This window comes from Actinokineospora auranticolor (assembly GCF_041897805.1).
In the GTDB taxonomy this organism is placed as follows: Bacteria; Actinomycetota; Actinomycetes; order Mycobacteriales; family Pseudonocardiaceae; genus Actinokineospora; species Actinokineospora auranticolor.
Genome location: NZ_CP154825.1, coordinates 7,142,860 through 7,157,920, shown reverse-complemented (window position 1 = coordinate 7,157,920; position 15,061 = coordinate 7,142,860). Strand labels below are relative to the sequence as shown.

General features: G+C 70.7%; 17 protein-coding genes. 14 read left to right on the top strand and 3 right to left on the bottom strand.

What is annotated here, in order from left to right:
- Positions 1-12: 12 nt before the first annotated feature.
- Positions 13-882, top strand: coding sequence for a peptide chain release factor N(5)-glutamine methyltransferase (gene prmC, locus V5P93_RS31125; protein WP_104481681.1), 870 nt, complete (start codon positions 13-15; stop codon positions 880-882).
- 142 nt (positions 883-1,024) lie between these two features.
- On the opposite strand, the gene V5P93_RS31120 is transcribed toward prmC, so the two are convergent.
- Positions 1,025-1,615 (bottom strand): hypothetical protein, encoded by a 591-nt coding sequence (locus tag V5P93_RS31120; RefSeq protein WP_104481560.1) that lies wholly within the window; start codon positions 1,613-1,615, stop codon positions 1,025-1,027.
- Positions 1,616-1,782: 167 nt separating this feature from the next.
- Between V5P93_RS31120 and V5P93_RS31115 the strand changes: the two genes are divergently transcribed.
- The 11 genes from V5P93_RS31115 to atpD all read left to right on the top strand — a co-directional run bounded on the left by V5P93_RS31115 (position 1,783) and on the right by atpD (position 12,130).
- Positions 1,783-2,655: a M48 family metallopeptidase gene (locus V5P93_RS31115; protein WP_104481559.1), complete on the top strand. Its 873-nt coding sequence runs from the start codon at positions 1,783-1,785 to the stop codon at positions 2,653-2,655.
- 34 nt (positions 2,656-2,689) lie between these two features.
- Positions 2,690-3,337, top strand: coding sequence for an L-threonylcarbamoyladenylate synthase (locus V5P93_RS31110; protein ID WP_104481680.1), 648 nt, complete (start codon positions 2,690-2,692; stop codon positions 3,335-3,337).
- Between the two features lie 205 nt (positions 3,338-3,542).
- Positions 3,543-4,697, top strand: a complete 1,155-nt coding sequence (locus tag V5P93_RS31105; RefSeq protein WP_104481558.1) for a glycosyltransferase family 4 protein — start codon at positions 3,543-3,545, stop codon at positions 4,695-4,697.
- On the top strand, positions 4,694-5,299 hold the full coding sequence (locus V5P93_RS31100; RefSeq protein ID WP_146108245.1) for a hypothetical protein: 606 nt from the start codon (positions 4,694-4,696) through the stop codon (positions 5,297-5,299). The genes V5P93_RS31105 and V5P93_RS31100 overlap by 4 nt, the downstream gene beginning before the upstream one ends.
- Before the next feature lie 211 nt (positions 5,300-5,510).
- Positions 5,511-6,293: a F0F1 ATP synthase subunit A gene (atpB, locus tag V5P93_RS31095; RefSeq protein WP_104481556.1), complete on the top strand. Its 783-nt coding sequence runs from the start codon at positions 5,511-5,513 to the stop codon at positions 6,291-6,293.
- Between the two features lie 63 nt (positions 6,294-6,356).
- Positions 6,357-6,617, top strand: a complete 261-nt coding sequence (locus V5P93_RS31090; RefSeq protein WP_104481555.1) for an ATP F0F1 synthase subunit C — start codon at positions 6,357-6,359, stop codon at positions 6,615-6,617.
- Positions 6,618-6,658: 41 nt separating this feature from the next.
- Positions 6,659-7,213 (top strand): F0F1 ATP synthase subunit B, encoded by a 555-nt coding sequence (locus tag V5P93_RS31085; RefSeq protein ID WP_374066585.1) that lies wholly within the window; start codon positions 6,659-6,661, stop codon positions 7,211-7,213.
- Positions 7,214-7,225: 12 nt separating this feature from the next.
- Positions 7,226-8,062, top strand: a complete 837-nt coding sequence (locus tag V5P93_RS31080; protein ID WP_104481554.1) for a F0F1 ATP synthase subunit delta — start codon at positions 7,226-7,228, stop codon at positions 8,060-8,062.
- A 45-nt stretch (positions 8,063-8,107) separates the two neighbouring features.
- The gene (atpA, locus tag V5P93_RS31075) at positions 8,108-9,748 is read left to right on the top strand and encodes a F0F1 ATP synthase subunit alpha (RefSeq protein ID WP_104481553.1); all 1,641 of its coding nucleotides are present in this window, start codon (positions 8,108-8,110) and stop codon (positions 9,746-9,748) included.
- A 13-nt stretch (positions 9,749-9,761) separates the two neighbouring features.
- The gene (locus V5P93_RS31070; protein WP_104481552.1) at positions 9,762-10,700 is read left to right on the top strand and encodes a F0F1 ATP synthase subunit gamma; all 939 of its coding nucleotides are present in this window, start codon (positions 9,762-9,764) and stop codon (positions 10,698-10,700) included.
- Positions 10,700-12,130: a F0F1 ATP synthase subunit beta gene (atpD, locus tag V5P93_RS31065; RefSeq protein ID WP_104481551.1), complete on the top strand. Its 1,431-nt coding sequence runs from the start codon at positions 10,700-10,702 to the stop codon at positions 12,128-12,130. The genes V5P93_RS31070 and atpD overlap by 1 nt, the downstream gene beginning before the upstream one ends.
- A 59-nt stretch (positions 12,131-12,189) precedes the next feature.
- On the opposite strand, the gene V5P93_RS31060 is transcribed toward atpD, so the two are convergent.
- Both V5P93_RS31060 and V5P93_RS31055 read right to left on the bottom strand, forming a co-directional pair.
- On the bottom strand, positions 12,190-13,566 hold the full coding sequence (locus V5P93_RS31060; RefSeq protein ID WP_104481550.1) for a hypothetical protein: 1,377 nt from the start codon (positions 13,564-13,566) through the stop codon (positions 12,190-12,192).
- On the bottom strand, positions 13,563-14,072 hold the full coding sequence (locus tag V5P93_RS31055) for a SigE family RNA polymerase sigma factor (protein WP_104481549.1): 510 nt from the start codon (positions 14,070-14,072) through the stop codon (positions 13,563-13,565). Before V5P93_RS31055 ends, V5P93_RS31060 begins: the two co-directional genes overlap by 4 nt.
- 122 nt (positions 14,073-14,194) lie before the next feature.
- Between V5P93_RS31055 and V5P93_RS31050 the strand changes: the two genes are divergently transcribed.
- A complete protein-coding gene (locus V5P93_RS31050; RefSeq protein ID WP_181043740.1) occupies positions 14,195-14,560 on the top strand; it encodes a F0F1 ATP synthase subunit epsilon in 366 nt (121 codons plus the stop codon).
- Between the two features lie 30 nt (positions 14,561-14,590).
- Positions 14,591-15,028, top strand: a complete 438-nt coding sequence (locus tag V5P93_RS31045; RefSeq protein ID WP_104481547.1) for a DUF2550 domain-containing protein — start codon at positions 14,591-14,593, stop codon at positions 15,026-15,028.
- The last annotated feature ends 33 nt before the right edge of the window (positions 15,029-15,061 follow it).

Below are 15,061 nucleotides of genomic sequence, written 5' to 3'. Positions count from 1 at the left end.
ATGGTGGGGAACATGACCAGACAGCCCCTCCGGGTCGCGATCCTGGAAGCCGAGCGCATCCTCACCGAGGCCGGTGTCGCGTCGCCGCGCACCGACGCGGAACTGCTGGCGGCGCACGTCCTGGGCGTCGCGCGGGGCAAGCTGGTGCTCGTGCCCCTGGTCGACCCCTCGACCGTGGACGCCATCGGCAAGCTCGTGGCCCGCCGGGCCAAGCGCGAGCCGCTGCAGCACCTGGTCGGCGAGGCCCACCTCGGCCCGATCGCGCTGGCGGTGGGCCCGGGGGTGTTCGTCCCGCGCCCCGAGACCGAGCTGCTGTACGAGTGGGGCGTGTCGGTGCTGGCCAGCCGCGCCGCGCCGGTCATCGTGGACCTGTGCACCGGCTCCGGCGCGCTGGCGCTGGCGCTGGCGCACGCGCGGCCGGACGCGGTCGTGCACGCGGTGGACGTCGACCCGACCGCCCTGGCGTGGACGCGGAAGAACGCGGAGGTCCGCGTGGCCGCGGGGGACACGCCGATCCGGCTGCACGCCGCGGACGTGACGGACCCGGACCTGTTGGTGGACCTGGAAGGCAAGGTCGACCTGCTGGTCTGCAACCCGCCGTACGTCCCGGAGGGGACGGAGGTGCCGACCGAGGTGTCCGACCACGACCCGCGGCACGCGGTCTTCTCCGGTGCGGACGGCTTGGACGTCATCCGGCACGTGGTCGCCGCGGCCGCGAGGCTGCTCGCGCCCGGCGGCTGGGTGGGCATCGAACACGATGACACGCACGGGGAATCGGTGCCGGAGCTGCTCGCCACCCGGCGGGTGTTGTCCGAAGTGGACGATCGAGTTGATTTGGCGGGCCGAGCCCGCTTCGCCGTGGCGCGTCGCCGCGATTCCTGACGCGCCAACGGAACGCCACCAAAACCCCGCCGCAGCGCTCGAAAAGTCGCGCCTGGACCACGAGAGAACGCGACCACGCTGGGTCGAGACGTCCGCGTCCAAGACCACGGGACCGCCCGCTGAGCCGCACCTGAGCAGCGGTCTACGGCGTGGCGTTGTCGACCATGGTGTCGTAGACGGGCTTGGTGTCGGACCACCGTGCGCTCGTCGAGCTGGCGTACAGGACGTACTCGATCCCGCCGACCCGCCAGTACATCGAGTGCGCGCGCCGCCTGCCGGTGGGGGAGTCGTGCTCGAACTCCCAGTCCACCGCCTGCGTGCCGTGGTACGTCGTGGTGCCGAGGCTCAGCCGTGTGAAGTTCGGCTTGGCCGAGCCGAACGTCTTCTCGTACGCCACGTGCGATTCGACGATCCCCGCCGCGGGGGCCGCCGACCCCCCGTACCGCACGTACCGCCCCGGGTCGTCCGGGTCGGTCGCCTGCATCGCCCCCGGGCCACCCGACCGGGTGATCTTCCAGCCGCTCGGGATCGTGGTGACCAACCCGCCCGGGCCCGCTACCCGCTGGTAGCCCTCCGGTACCGGCATGGCCACCCGGGACGGCTTCGGGCTCGTCGTCGGTGTCGTCGGCTCCGGGGTCGGCGCGTCCGTGTAGACGTAGATCGGCGTCGACTGGGCCGTCGGGTCCGGGTCCTTGGGCGCGTTGAGCAGCACGGTGCCCACCGCCGCGCTCACGGCGGCGTAGGCGACGACGAGCGAGGACGCCAGCCAGCGCGAGCTGGGCTGGAGGCTGCGGCGTGGCGTGCGGCTGGTCGTGGTGACTCCCCGGTCGACGGCGTGGCGGGCCGGTATGGCCGATCGGTATGGCGTACCGAGGGTAGCGTGCCGCTCTGGGTGATCCAATGCTTCGCACATGGCAGGACGTCATCGCCAAGTGGCAGTTGGCCACGGGTGACGGTGACCACATCGACTACAACCTACCGCCCGGCGGTGGGAAAAGCGCCAACCACGTGGGTGGCGCCGACGCGCTCGCCGGTGGGCAGTTCGCCGCGGCCGCGCGGTCCGCGCTGCTCGCGGGCCGGTTGGACGAGGCGATAGCGGGGTTCGAGCAGGCCGCCGGGCTGCGCGCGCACCCGCACGACCAGGTGGGCATGGGTGACGTGCTGCTCGCCCGCGGCCGCTGGCGCACCGCCGCGCGGCACTACCGGGCGGCGGTCGAGCTGGACCCGGACAACGTCCTGGCCGTCCTCGGCATGTCCCAGGCCATGGTCGCCGGGAACGAGGCCGAGACGGCCGCCCGGGACCTCGAACGGCGCTTCGGCACGAGCACCGACCCGGTGCTGCGCTACTACCTCGCCAGCACCTGGGCCTCCGCCGGCGACCAGGCCCGGGCCCGCACCGACGACGAGGTCCTGGTCATCACCAGCGAGTACCAGCTCCGGCTCTGCGACCACGCGGCCCGCCGCGTGCTGCAGCTCGACGTCGACGACCACGAGCTGCGGCGCGGCGCCGAGCGGCTGCTCGCCGAGGTCCGCGCGGGCCGCAAGTGGCAGTGGCGGCCGGAGGGCATCGCGGTCAGCCTCGCCGTGCTCGCGGTGTCCCTCGGCCTGATCCTGGTCGCCGTCGGCGGCATCACCGGCAGCGTGGTGCTGGTCGTGCTCGGCATCGTGCTGGGCAGCGCCCTGCTGTTCCTCATCGTGGTGCGCTTCCGCAGGCAGGCCTGGGAGAGCCGGGCCCGGGTGCTCGCCGGGCGGATCACCCGGCGAGGCGCGTGACCGGTCGGTGACGGACACCGCTAGGCTCGCGCGGGTGACGGTCTACGACTGTGGAGAGCGCGGTCAGCGCGAGGACGGCCTCGGCGCGGCGGCCAGCGCGGTCCGCTCCGGTCGGGTCGTGGTCATCCCGACCGACACCGTGTACGGCATCGGCTGCGACGCCTTCTCCGCCACCGCGGTGGCCGGGCTGCTCGCGGCGAAGAACCGCGGCCCGGACATGCCGGTCGGCGTGCTGGTCGGCTCCTGGTCGACCATCGACGGCCTGGTGCTGTCGGTCCCGCACACCGCCCGCACGCTGATCGAGGCGTTCTGGCCGGGCGACCTGTCCATCGTGCTGCCGCACGCCCCGTCGCTGAACTGGGACCTCGGCCGCACCGGCGGCACCGTGATGGTGCGGATGCCGCTGCACCCGGTGGCCATCGAGCTGCTGCGCGAGGTGGGGCCGATGGCGGTCTCCAGCGCCAACCGCTCCGGGCAGCCGCCCGCGGCCACCGCCCTGGAGGCCGTCGAGCAGTTCGGCGACCTGGTCTCGGTCTACCTCGACGGCGGGCCGTCCGGCGACCCGGTGCCGTCCACCATCGTCGACCTCACCGGTGACGACCCCCTGGTGCTGCGCGAGGGCGCCGTCAGCCTGGCCAAGCTGCGCGAGGCGCTGGGCACCGAGGTCCGCACCGCCCGGTGAGGGCCGCCCCCGCCAGTGGCGGGGGCACACCATCCGCTGTGGACGTCGCAGCCGCGGTAGCCGAGAACGCGGTACCCGGTGGGGGACCAGTCCGCCCGCCGACGGAACCGAGCACGACCCGATCGAACCGCCGACGCGAGAAGGAGATGCGACCCGCCGTGCGCACGCCGCCCCGAGACCCGGTCCGCGCGGAGAGCGCCCGCGCGTGAGCCCGGCCGCCGACGCCCTCCCCTCGGTCCTCCCGGTCCGCGAGTACCTGCTGGTCGCGCTCGTCACCGCGGTGCTCACGTTCCTGCTCACCGGCCTGGTGCGGGTCTTCGCCATCCGCATCGGCGCGGTCGCCTACCCCCGCCAGCGCGACGTGCACGTGGTGCCCATGCCGCGGCTCGGCGGGCTGGCCATGTACCTGGGCATCTGCGGCGGCATGCTGCTGGCCCACCAGTTGCCGGTGCTGCGCCGGGCCTTCGACTACTCGCTGGACCCGGTCGCGGTGCTCATCGGCGGCGGCATCATCGTCGGCATCGGCATGCTCGACGACCGCTTCGAGTTGGACTCGCTGACCAAGCTGGCGGGCCAGACCACCTGCGCGGGCATCCTGGTGCTCTTCGGCATCCAGTGGTTCGTGCTGTGGGTGCCGTGGGGCGGCGAGCAGGGCGTGTTCGGCTCGGTGCTGATCCTGGACCAGAACCAGGGCAGCCTGCTGGCCATCCTGCTGGCCGTCACGATGATCAACGCGATCAACTTCGTGGACGGCCTGGACGGCCTGGCCTCGGGCGTCGGGCTGATCGCGGCGGCGTCGATCTGCGTGTTCTCCCTGCACCTGCTCGACCTGTCCGGCGGCGACATCGCCACGTACTCGCCCGCGCTCATCGCCGCCACCCTGGCCGGGGCCTGCCTGGGCTTCCTGCCGCACAACTTCCAACCCGCGCGCATCTTCATGGGCGACTCGGGGTCGATGCTGATCGGCCTGATGCTGGCCGCCGCGAGCACGACCGCCTCCGGCAAGCCGAACCCGTCGCTGTGGGGCGTCACCGACGCGATCGCCATCTTCTCGCCGCTGCTGATCGTCATGGCGGTGCTGTTCATCCCGGTGCTGGACCTGGCGATGGCCGTGGTCCGGCGCACCGCCAAGGGCGTCAGCCCGTTCTCGGCGGACAAGATGCACCTGCACCACCGCCTGCTGCAGATCGGCCACTCCCAGCGCCGCGCGGTCCTGCTGATCTACCTGTGGGCGGGCCTGTTCGCCTTCGGCGCCGTGGCCGTCACCCTCTTCGACGCGTCGGCGGTCATGTGGACGGTCGGCCTCGGCGTCCTCGTCGCGGTGATCGTCTCGGCCATCCCTAGACTGAGGTCACGATGAGCGAGCACAAACCCACCCCAGCGGCCGCCGCACCGGAAAACGCGGCGTCGACGGCACATGACGGGAGCGCGACGGCCGCGGAAAAGGTGTCGTCGGCCGAACCCGCCGCCGAGAGCGCGACCGAGGTCGAGCTGAACACCGTCCCCGCGCCCACCACGCACGCCCAGGCGCAGTTGCTGGTGGCCGACCAGATGTGGCGCGCGATGCGCTGGCCGGTGTTGGGCGCCTGGGTCGTCGGCGTCATCACCTGGACGGTGGTCGGCGGCTCTTCCGGGCTGTGGAGCTCGTTGGTCGGCGGTACCGTTGCGGGGTTGTCGAGCTTGGGCACGGTCCTGCTCGTGCGGCGCACCGTGAATCTGAACGTGCAGATGCTGCTGGTCGCCGCGCTCGGCGGGTTCGTGGTGAAGATGTTCGTGTTGCTGGTCACCCTCGTGCTGCTGCGTGCGGTCCCCGGAGTGCACGTGCTCGCGCTGGGTACCACGATGCTGGCCGTCGTTCTGGTCAGCGCGGCCGCCGAGACGATCTCGTTCCGCCGCACGAAGATCCCGACTTTGATCCTCCCGGCACAGGATTCGGGTCCGGCCGGCACCAGCGAGAACTGAAAGCAGTACGCCTGTACGGCCTCGGGAGCGGGGCTGATATGGTGCGCCCTGACGCCAGTGGCGGCGCCCGAGCCATTCACACTCCGGTGGGAAACCCAGCCGTGGCAGCCGCTGCTAGGTACCCCATGCGCGTCAGGTACGTTACGTCCTGATCGTGACGATTCCCCCGGCGGAGGACCCGACGCCGGCCGGGAGAACCGGAAGGAGCCCTGTGGGCAGGCTTGTGCTGGCGGAGGAAGGCACCTTCGTTCCTCCTGGCGCCAAGGACTTCGATCTTCCGCCGATCTTCGGCGACGTGACCAAGCCGATGGTGTTGATCGTCCTGTCGGTCATCATCATCCTGGCCTTCTTCCTGCTGGCCTCGCGCAAGTTGTCGGTGGTCCCCGGCAAGTTCCAGTTCCTCGCGGAGTCGGTGTACGACTTCGGCCGCAACAACATCGCGCGGGAACAGATCGGCTCGAAAGAGTTCAAGCCGTACGTACCCCTGATTCTCGGTTTGTTCACCTTCACCCTGGTGAACAACATCTTCGGCATCATCCCGATCATCCAGTTCCCGACGTTCTCGCACATCGGGTTCCCGCTCGCGCTGGCGCTGTTGATCGTCTTTCCCACTTACCACATCGTGGGCATGCGCAAGTTCGGTGTCGGCAAGTACCTGAAGAAGTCGGTCATGCCCGCGGGCATCCCGAAGCCGGTGTACTTCCTGCTGACCCCGATCGAGATCTTCCTGAAGTTCTTCATGGACCCGATCACCCTGGCCATCCGGGTGTTCGCGGCGATGTTCGCGGGTCACCTCATCCTGCTGGTGTTCACCCTCGGCGGTGAGTTCCTGCTGATCGAGGCCTCCGCGCCGCTCAAGCCGGTGTCGCTGGTCGCGTTCCTGATGGCGATCGCCATGACCTTCCTGGAAGCCCTGATCCAGGTGCTGCAGGCCTACATCTTCGCCCTGCTGTCCGCGGGCTACATCGGCTCCGCGCTCGCCGCCGAGCACTGAGTTTCAAGACCAAGCCCCGGTCCGTCCGCTTCGGACGGCCCGAGTCTGAAAGGGATAACGCACGTGTCTGCTGCTCTCATCCTCGCCCAGGCCGCCGAGACCACCTCGAACCCGCTCAACAAGGGTCTGGCCATGATCGGCTACGGCCTGGGTGCCATCGGCCCCGGCATCGGTGTCGGTCTGATCTTCGCCGCCGTCATCAACGGCACCGCCCGCCAGCCGGAGGCCGAAGGCAAGCTGCGTGGTCTGGGCTTCCAGACCTTCGTGCTCACCGAGGTGCTCGCCCTGATCGGCCTGGTTCTCTACTTCATCGCCTCCGCCTGACCCAGGTCCAGCGGACCAAGCTTTAGGGAGACGCTGTGGCGCTGTCGTCAACAGTCCTGTTCCTCGCGGAGGATGAGAAGGCCCCACTCCCGGTGGTGCCGCACATCTCCGAGGTCATCCTCGGCCTGATCGCCTTCGGCATCCTGGTCTGGGTCCTGGCCAAGTTCGTCACGCCCAAGTTCGAGGCGCTCTACGCCGAGCGCACCGCCAAGATCGAGGGTGGGATCGAGAAGGCCGAGCAGGCCCAGGTCGAGGCCGAAGCCGCGCTGCAGCAGTACAAGGCGCAGCTGGCCGAGGCCCGTGCCGAGTCCGCGCGCATCCGCGACGACGCGCGCGCCGAGGCCGAGCAGATCAAGGAAGAGCTGCGCGCCCAGGCCCAGGAGGAGTCCGCGCGCATCGTGGCCCAGGGCCAGGCGCAGTTGGAGGCCCAGCGGGCCCAGATCGTCGCGGAGCTGCGCGCCGAGCTGGGGCGCCAGGCCGTCGAACTGGCCAGCCGGGTGGTCGGCGAGTCCCTTGAGGACGAGGCGCGCCGCCGCGGCACCGTCGACCGGTTCCTCGCCGAGCTGGACTCGGTCTCCGCGACCGTGAAGAGCTAGGGGAATCCTTCGATGACCGCAACCGCATCGACATTGCACGCGGCGAGCCGGGAGGCGCTCGCCGCCGTCGAGCTCACCCTGCTCGACGTGCTGGAGAGCAGCCCGACCTCGTCGGGCACCGTCGGCGAGGAGCTGTTCGCCGTCGTCGCGCTGCTGGACCGGGAAATCGGTCTGCGGCGCACGGTGGCCGACTCCTCGACCGACTCGGCGGGCCGGGAACGCCTGGTCGCCGACCTGCTCACCGGCAAGGTCTCCGCCGAGGCGCTCAAGGTGCTGACCACCGCGGCCGGGGCCCGGTGGTCCAGCCCGCGCGAACTGGTCGACGGCCTGGAGTCGCTGGCGGTCACCGCGCTGCTGGTCGGCGCGGAGCGCGCGGGTCGGCTCGACGCCGTCGAGGACGAGCTGTTCCGCCTCGGCCGCATCATCGCCGACCACACCGACCTGGAGCAGGTCCTCACCGACCGGGGCGCGGCCACCGAGGGCAAGGTCGCCCTGGTCCGCGAGCTGGTCGGCGCCAAGGTGGACCGCACCACCGTGGCGCTGGTGGAGAACCTGGTCGGCAGCCCGCGCGGCAGGCAGGTCGTCACGGGTCTGGAGGAGCTGGCCGCCGAGGCGGCCAAGCGCCGCGAGCGCTCGGTCGCGCACGTGATCTCCGCCGGACCGCTCTCGGAGGCGCAGCAGGAGCGGCTCGCCGCCTCCCTGCAGCGCATCTACGCCCGGCCGATCGCCCTGCACCTGGAGATCGACCCCGACCTGGGCGGCGGCCTGGTGGTCAAGGTCGGCGACGAGGTCATCGACGGCAGCACAACCGGACGGCTCGACGCGCTGCGGCGCCGGTTTGCCGGCTGATCCCCCAAGACTTCCCCCAAGCTACGAAGTGAGAGCAGGAACCCCATGGCGGAGCTGACGATCTCGTCGGACGAGATCCGCAGTGCGATCGAAAACTACGTCTCCAGCTACTCCCCGGACGTCAACCGGGAAGAGGTCGGTGTGGTTTCCGACACCGGCGACGGCATCGCCCACGTCGAGGGGCTGCCCTCGGCCATGGCCAACGAGCTGCTGGAGTTCCCCGGCGGCGTGCTGGGCGTGGCGCTGAACCTGGACGCCCGCGAGATCGGCGCGGCCATCCTCGGTGACTACGACAAGATCGAGGAGGGCCAGGAGGTCAAGCGGACCGGCAAGGTCCTCTCCGTGCCGGTCGGCGACGCCTTCCTGGGCCGGGTCATCGACCCGCTGGGCAACCCGATCGACGGCCTCGGCGAGATCCCCGCCGACGGCGAGCGCGTCCTCGAGCTGCAGGCCGCCACGGTGGTGCAGCGCCAGCCGGTCGGCGAGCCGCTGCAGACCGGCATCAAGGCCATCGACTCGATGACCCCGATCGGCCGCGGCCAGCGCCAGCTGATCATCGGTGACCGCAAGACCGGCAAGACCACGGTCTGCGTCGACACCATCATCAACCAGAAGAAGGCCTGGGAGTCCGGCGACCCGAAGCAGCAGGTCCGCTGCATCTACGTCGCCGTCGGCCAGAAGGGCTCCACCATCGCGGGCGTCAAGTCCGCGCTGGAGGAGGCGGGCGCGCTGGAGTACACCACCATCGTCGCCGCCCCCGCCTCGGACTCCGCGGGCTTCAAGTGGCTGGCGCCGTACACCGGCTCCGCGCTCGGCCAGCACTGGATGTACCAGGGCAAGCACGTCCTGATCATCTTCGACGACCTGACCAAGCAGGCCGAGGCGTACCGCGCGATCTCGCTGCTGCTGCGCCGCCCGCCGGGCCGCGAGGCGTACCCGGGCGACGTCTTCTACTTGCACTCGCGCCTGCTGGAGCGCTGCGCGAAGCTCTCCGAGGAGCTCGGTGGCGGCTCGATGACCGGTCTGCCGATCATCGAGACCAAGGCGAACGACATCTCCGCCTACATCCCCACCAACGTCATCTCCATCACCGACGGCCAGTGCTTCCTGGAGTCGGACCTGTTCAACTCGGGCCAGCGCCCGGCGGTCAACGTCGGTACCTCGGTCTCCCGCGTCGGCACCGCCGCGCAGACCAAGGCGATGAAGTCCGTCGCGTCCACGCTGCGCCTGGAGCTGGCCCAGTACCGCGAGCTGGAGGCCTTCGCGGCCTTCGCCTCCGACCTCGACGCCACCTCCAAGGCCCAGCTCGAGCGCGGCACCCGGATGATGGAGCTGCTCAAGCAGGGCCAGTACTCCCCGGTCGCGGTCGAGGAGCAGGTCGTCTCGATCTGGGTCGGCACCAAGGGCCACCTCGACGACGTGGCCGTCGGCGACGTGCGCCGGTTCGAGTCGGAGCTGCTGGAGAACCTGCGGCACCGGCACGCGGGCATCCTCGACGAGATCCGGGTCTCGCGGGCGCTCTCCGACGACAACACCGAGCGGCTCCTCGCGGCGGTCAAGTCGTTCAAGGAGAGCTTCACCGCGGGCACGGGCGGCAGCGTGCGCGACGTGCAGGCGGGCGCCCTCGACGCGAACGCGGTGGGCCAGGAGACCGTCAAGGTCAACAAGCCCTCCCCGACCGAGTAAGGGCGGCGCAGGCATGGCACAGCTCCGGGAGATCCGCCAGCGGATCAAGTCGGCCCAGTCATTCAAGAAGATCTTCAAGGCGCAGGAGCTGATCGCGACCTCGCGGATCAGCAAGGCGCAGGCGAGGGTCGCCGCGGCCAAGCCGTACGCGGAGGAGATCACCTCGGTGCTCACCGCGCTGGCCACCGGCGCGTCGAACCTCGACTCGCCGCTGCTGCGCCCGCGCCCGAAGTACCGCCGGGCGGGTGTGCTGGTGGTGACCTCCGACCGCGGGCTGTGCGGTGGCTACAACGCCAACGCCATCAAGCGGGCCGAGGAGCTCATCGCCATGCTCCGGGAGCAGGGCAAGGAACCGGTCGTGTGGGTGATCGGTCGCAAGGGCCTCAACTACTTCCGGTTCCGCCAGCGCGCGGTGAAGGGCAGTTGGACCGGCTTCTCCGAGCGGCCCAACTACTCCGACGCCGTCGAGGCCAGCCAGACGATGATCCAGTCCTTCCTGCACGGTGAGGACGACGTCGACAACAAGCCGGGCGCCGACGGCGTGCTGGGCGTGGACGAGTTGCACATCGTCTACACCGAGTTCCGCTCGATGCTCTCGCAGCGGCCGGTCGCGACCCGGATCGCGCCGCTGGAACTGGAGTACCTGGAGCAGGAGAAGGAAGCCGGGGGCCTGTCCTCGGCGTACTCCTTCGAGCCCAGCGCCGAGGTGCTGCTCGACCACCTGCTCCCGAAGTACATCAACACCCGCATCTACGCGGCACTGCTGGAGTCGGCGGCGTCCGAGTCCGCGGCCCGCCGCACGGCGATGAAGTCCGCAACGGACAACGCCGACGAGCTAGTCAAGAGCTTCACCCGTGTCGCCAACCAGGTCCGCCAGGCGCAGATCACCCAGGAGATCAGCGAGATCGTCGGTGGTGTGGAGGCGCTCGCCGCCGCAGGAAGTGATGAGTGATGACTGCCATTCAGGAACCGAAGACCGCGGTCGGTCGCGTCGTCCGGGTGATCGGCCCCGTCGTCGACGTGGAGTTCCCGCGCGACTCCGTGCCCGACCTCTACAACGCGCTCAAGGTCGACGTCGAGCTTGAGTCGCTGAAGAAGACCATCACCCTCGAGGTCGCCCAGCACCTCGGCGACAACCTGGTGCGCTGCATCTCCATGGCGCCCCAGGACGGCCTGGTGCGCGGCACCCCGGTGCGCGACACCGGCGAGGCCATCTCCGTGCCGGTGGGCGACGCGGTCAAGGGCCACGTGTTCAACGCGCTCGGCGAGTGCCTCGACGCCCCCGGCCACGCCGCGGACGCCGAGCGCTGGCGCATCCACCGCCGTCCCCCGGCGTTCGACCAGCTCGAGGGCAAGACCAAGGTCCTCGAGACCGGTGTGAAGGTCATCGACCTGCTCACCCCGTACGTCGAGGGCGGCAAGATCGGCCTGTTCGGCGGTGCCGGTGTCGGCAAGACGGTGCTCATCCAGGAGATGATCACCCGTATCGCCCGCAACTTCGGTGGCACCTCGGTGTTCGCCGGAGTCGGCGAGCGCACCCGCGAGGGCACCGACCTCTTCCTCGAGATGGAGGAGATGGGGGTTCTCCCCGACACCGCGCTGGTGTTCGGTCAGATGGACGAGCCGCCGGGCACGCGCATGCGCGTCGCCCTGTCCGCGCTGACCATGGCGGAGTACTTCCGCGATGTGCAGAACCAGGACGTGCTGCTGTTCATCGACAACATCTTCCGGTTCACCCAGGCCGGTTCCGAGGTGTCGACCCTGCTGGGCCGCATGCCCTCCGCCGTGGGTTACCAGCCGACGCTGGCCGACGAGATGGGCGAGCTGCAGGAGCGCATCACCTCGACCCGGGGTCGCTCGATCACCTCGATGCAGGCGATCTACGTGCCCGCCGACGACTACACCGACCCGGCCCCGGCGACCACCTTCGCCCACCTGGACGCGACGACGGAGCTCTCCCGTCCGATCTCCCAGAAGGGCATCTACCCGGCGGTCGACCCGCTGTCCTCGTCCTCCCGGATCCTCGACCCGGCCGTGGTCGGCGACGAGCACTACCGGGTGGCGCAGGAGGTCAAGCGGATCCTGCAGAAGTACAAGGAGCTGCAGGACATCATCGCCATCCTCGGCATGGACGAGTTGTCCGAAGAGGACAAGGTGACGGTGAACCGGGCCCGCCGCATCGAGCGCTTCCTGTCGCAGAACTTCTTCGTCGCGCAGAAGTTCACCGGCGAGGAGGGCTCGTTCGTCAAGGTGGCCGACACCATCGAGGCGTTCGACCGCGTCGCCAAGGGCGAGTACGACCACGTGCCGGAGCAGGCGTTCCTCTCCATCGGTGGTCTCGACGACCTGGAGCGCAAGTACGCGCAGCTCACCAAGAAGTGAGCTAGTCTAGTTCGACGAACCGGGCCGGTGTCCTCTGTGGACACCGGCCCGGTTCGCGCTCACGGCAGGGCGGTGACCTCCGGGAGGCCGGTCGCGCCGCGGTACTCGCAGTACCGGGCGCTCGGGGGCAGGACCGCGACCTGGCTGCCCGCGTCGATCCAGGGGGCGTCGGCGGAGGTGCGGTACCGCAGCGACTTGTCCACCGCGATGACGAGCGTGCCGATGCCGTGCTGGAGCCGGGCGCTCAACGGGATCCGCCGGTCCACCCCCGTCAACCGGCTGATGTAGACCCACTGCGTGACGCCGCCGTCGTAGTTGCGCAGCGCCACGTAGAGCCTGCTGCCGCCGAAGGTGGGGGTGAACTCCAGGGCCACCACGCTGGTGATGCCGGGGAGGTCGGCGATGAACTGGAAGCCCGCCTCGGCCCGCGGGCCGAGCGGGTCGGCGTACCCGGCCCGCACCAGCGCGTCCTGCAGGCTGACGACGGAGTCCTGCAGGGGTGGGGACGTGCTGCCCACGGCCCGGATGGGGGCGTCCGCGGGCAGGTTGGTGCTGCGCTTGGCGATGGGATTGCGCTGCCTGTCGTAGCCCTCGTTGTAGAGCGAGGCGCGGTTGATCGGGATGAGCTTGTCCGCCGCCATCCGCTCCGGGCCCAGCCCCAGGATGACCCGCGTGTCGCGGCTGTCCACCGACGGCGGGAGCGTGAAGAACCCGACGCCGTCGTCCACCTTGGGCACCTCGGTCCACTGGCGCGCGCCCTTGCCGTCCTGGCCGATGACCCACTCCGGCGAGTACCACAGCGTGCTCAGCTCGGCGAAGACCAGGCCGTAGCGGTCGTGGTCGCCGAAGAGGAAGGTGAAGCCGTCGGCCAGGCCGTGCGGCTCGCCGAGCATCGCGGTCACCAGCCGGGGCTTGTCGCCGACGACCAGGCCGATGACGGTCGGCTCCAGGGTGCTCAGGTCGAGGTAGGTGCCGTTCGCCTGCTTCGCGGTGCCGCGCTCCGCCGCGCGCCGCTGGATCACGACGGCCACCCGCCCGGCGGGGGTCTCGTCCGCCCAGTAGACGTGCGGGGTGTCGACGAGCCGCTGGTCGCCGTTGGGGGAGCGGGCCATGCCGTAGGTGAACGCGTCCTCGGCCGCCTGCAGGTAGGCGGTGTCGGTCCGCAGTTCGCCCCGGGTCTTGGTGGTGAGCATGGGGTTGTGGGCGGCGGAGACGAGCGCGCCCGCCGCCGGGGCGTCGTGGTGCCACGGCAGGGTCGCGGTCACCGCGCCCGTCGCCACGACGAGGGCCAGTGTCCCCGCCACGGTCGTTCGGCGGCGAAATCGACGCCTGCGACCGCCGCGGATGACCTCGGTGTCGAAACCGGGGGGTGCGGTGACCTCCGCTGTCGCGTCCCGCAGCAGCCGGGCCAGTTCGGTGGTGTCCAAGGTACTCATCGCCTTGTCAGATCGTGGGTGCCCAGCAGCGCGCGCAGCCGTTCCAACCCGCGCGAGGTCTGGCTCTTGACGGTGCCCGCGCTGACCCCCAGCGCGGCGGCGGTCTCCGCCTCGGACAGGTCGTCGAAGAACCGCAGGACCAGCACGGCGCGCATCCGGGCGGGCAGCCCGCCCAGCGCCCGGGTCACCTCGTCGCGGTCGAGCACGCCGCCCTCGTGGCCGCGCACGCCCGGCTCGCGGGCGGTGTCCAGCGGCGCTTCGGTGACCCGCCGCGAGCGGTGCCGCCAGCGGTTCGCCGAGGCGTTGGCCATGGCGGCGCGCACGTACGGCTCGAGTTCGCCGTGCACCCGGCCGCGGCGCGCGTAGACCCGTTCGAGGACGTCCTGGAGCAGGTCCTCCGCGGCGCCGCGGTCGCCCGCGCAGAGCAGGTACGCGGTGCGCAGCAGCGCGGTGGACCGGTGTGCGACGAACTCGGCGAACTCGTCGTCGGCCTTGATGGTGCCCACCCCCAGTCTTTCGGTGTTCGGTGGTGTGGTCGGTCTGACTGCGTCGACACCGGGCTGGCGGGCGAGGTTGCCGGGGGTGTCGACTAGACTGGCCCGCAACCGGGTGCTTGTGAGGAGAAACCGTGGCTGAGATGTCCGTCCAGTTGGTCGCCGTCGAACGACTCCTGTGGTCGGGCAGCGCCACGTTCGTGGTCGCCCAGACGACCGAGGGCGAGATCGGCATCATGCCCGGTCACGAGCCGGTCCTGGGCAGGCTGGTGGACAACGGTGTGGTGAAGATCCGCACCTCCGCGGGCGAGACCATCTACGCCGCCGTCCTGGGTGGTTTCCTCTCGGTCACCGCGGAGGCGGTCAGCATCCTGGCCGAGTCCGCCGAGCTCTCCGGTGAGATCGACATCGACCGGGCCCGGGCCGACCTGCAGAACGCCGACGAGGCCGAGCGCACCAGGGCCGCGGCCCGGGTCCGCGCCGCCGAGCACGCGGTCTGATGACGGCCTAGCGGGCAGGGGGCGGCGCCGGTGGACATCAGCTTGCTGGTCGTGGCCGCCTTGGGGGTGGTCCTCACCGTCCTCCTCCTGCTCGTGCTGCGCCGCATCCGCCTGCTGCGGGCGGGCGGCATCCACGTGGCCCTGCGGGACCGCTTCGACGACCCGGCCAAGGGCTGGCACCTCGGCGTGGGCCGCTACCAGGGCGACGAGTTCACCTGGTTCCGGGCGCTGAGCCTGCGCACCGGCCCCGACCGGGTGATCCACCGGGACGGCCTGGAGATCGCCTCCCGGCGCGAACCGGAGCACATCGAGACCCCGAACATGCCCACCGGCTCCCGCGTCCTGCGCTTCGAACCCGCCGGTGGCGCCCCGGCCGTGGAACTCGCCATGGGCCCCGACGCCCTCACCGGCTTCCTCTCCTGGATGGAGAGCGCCCCACCCGGCAAACGCCTCCCCTGGGCCTCTTAGGCGCCCGGCGAGCGCGTGGGCACCCGCCCGTCC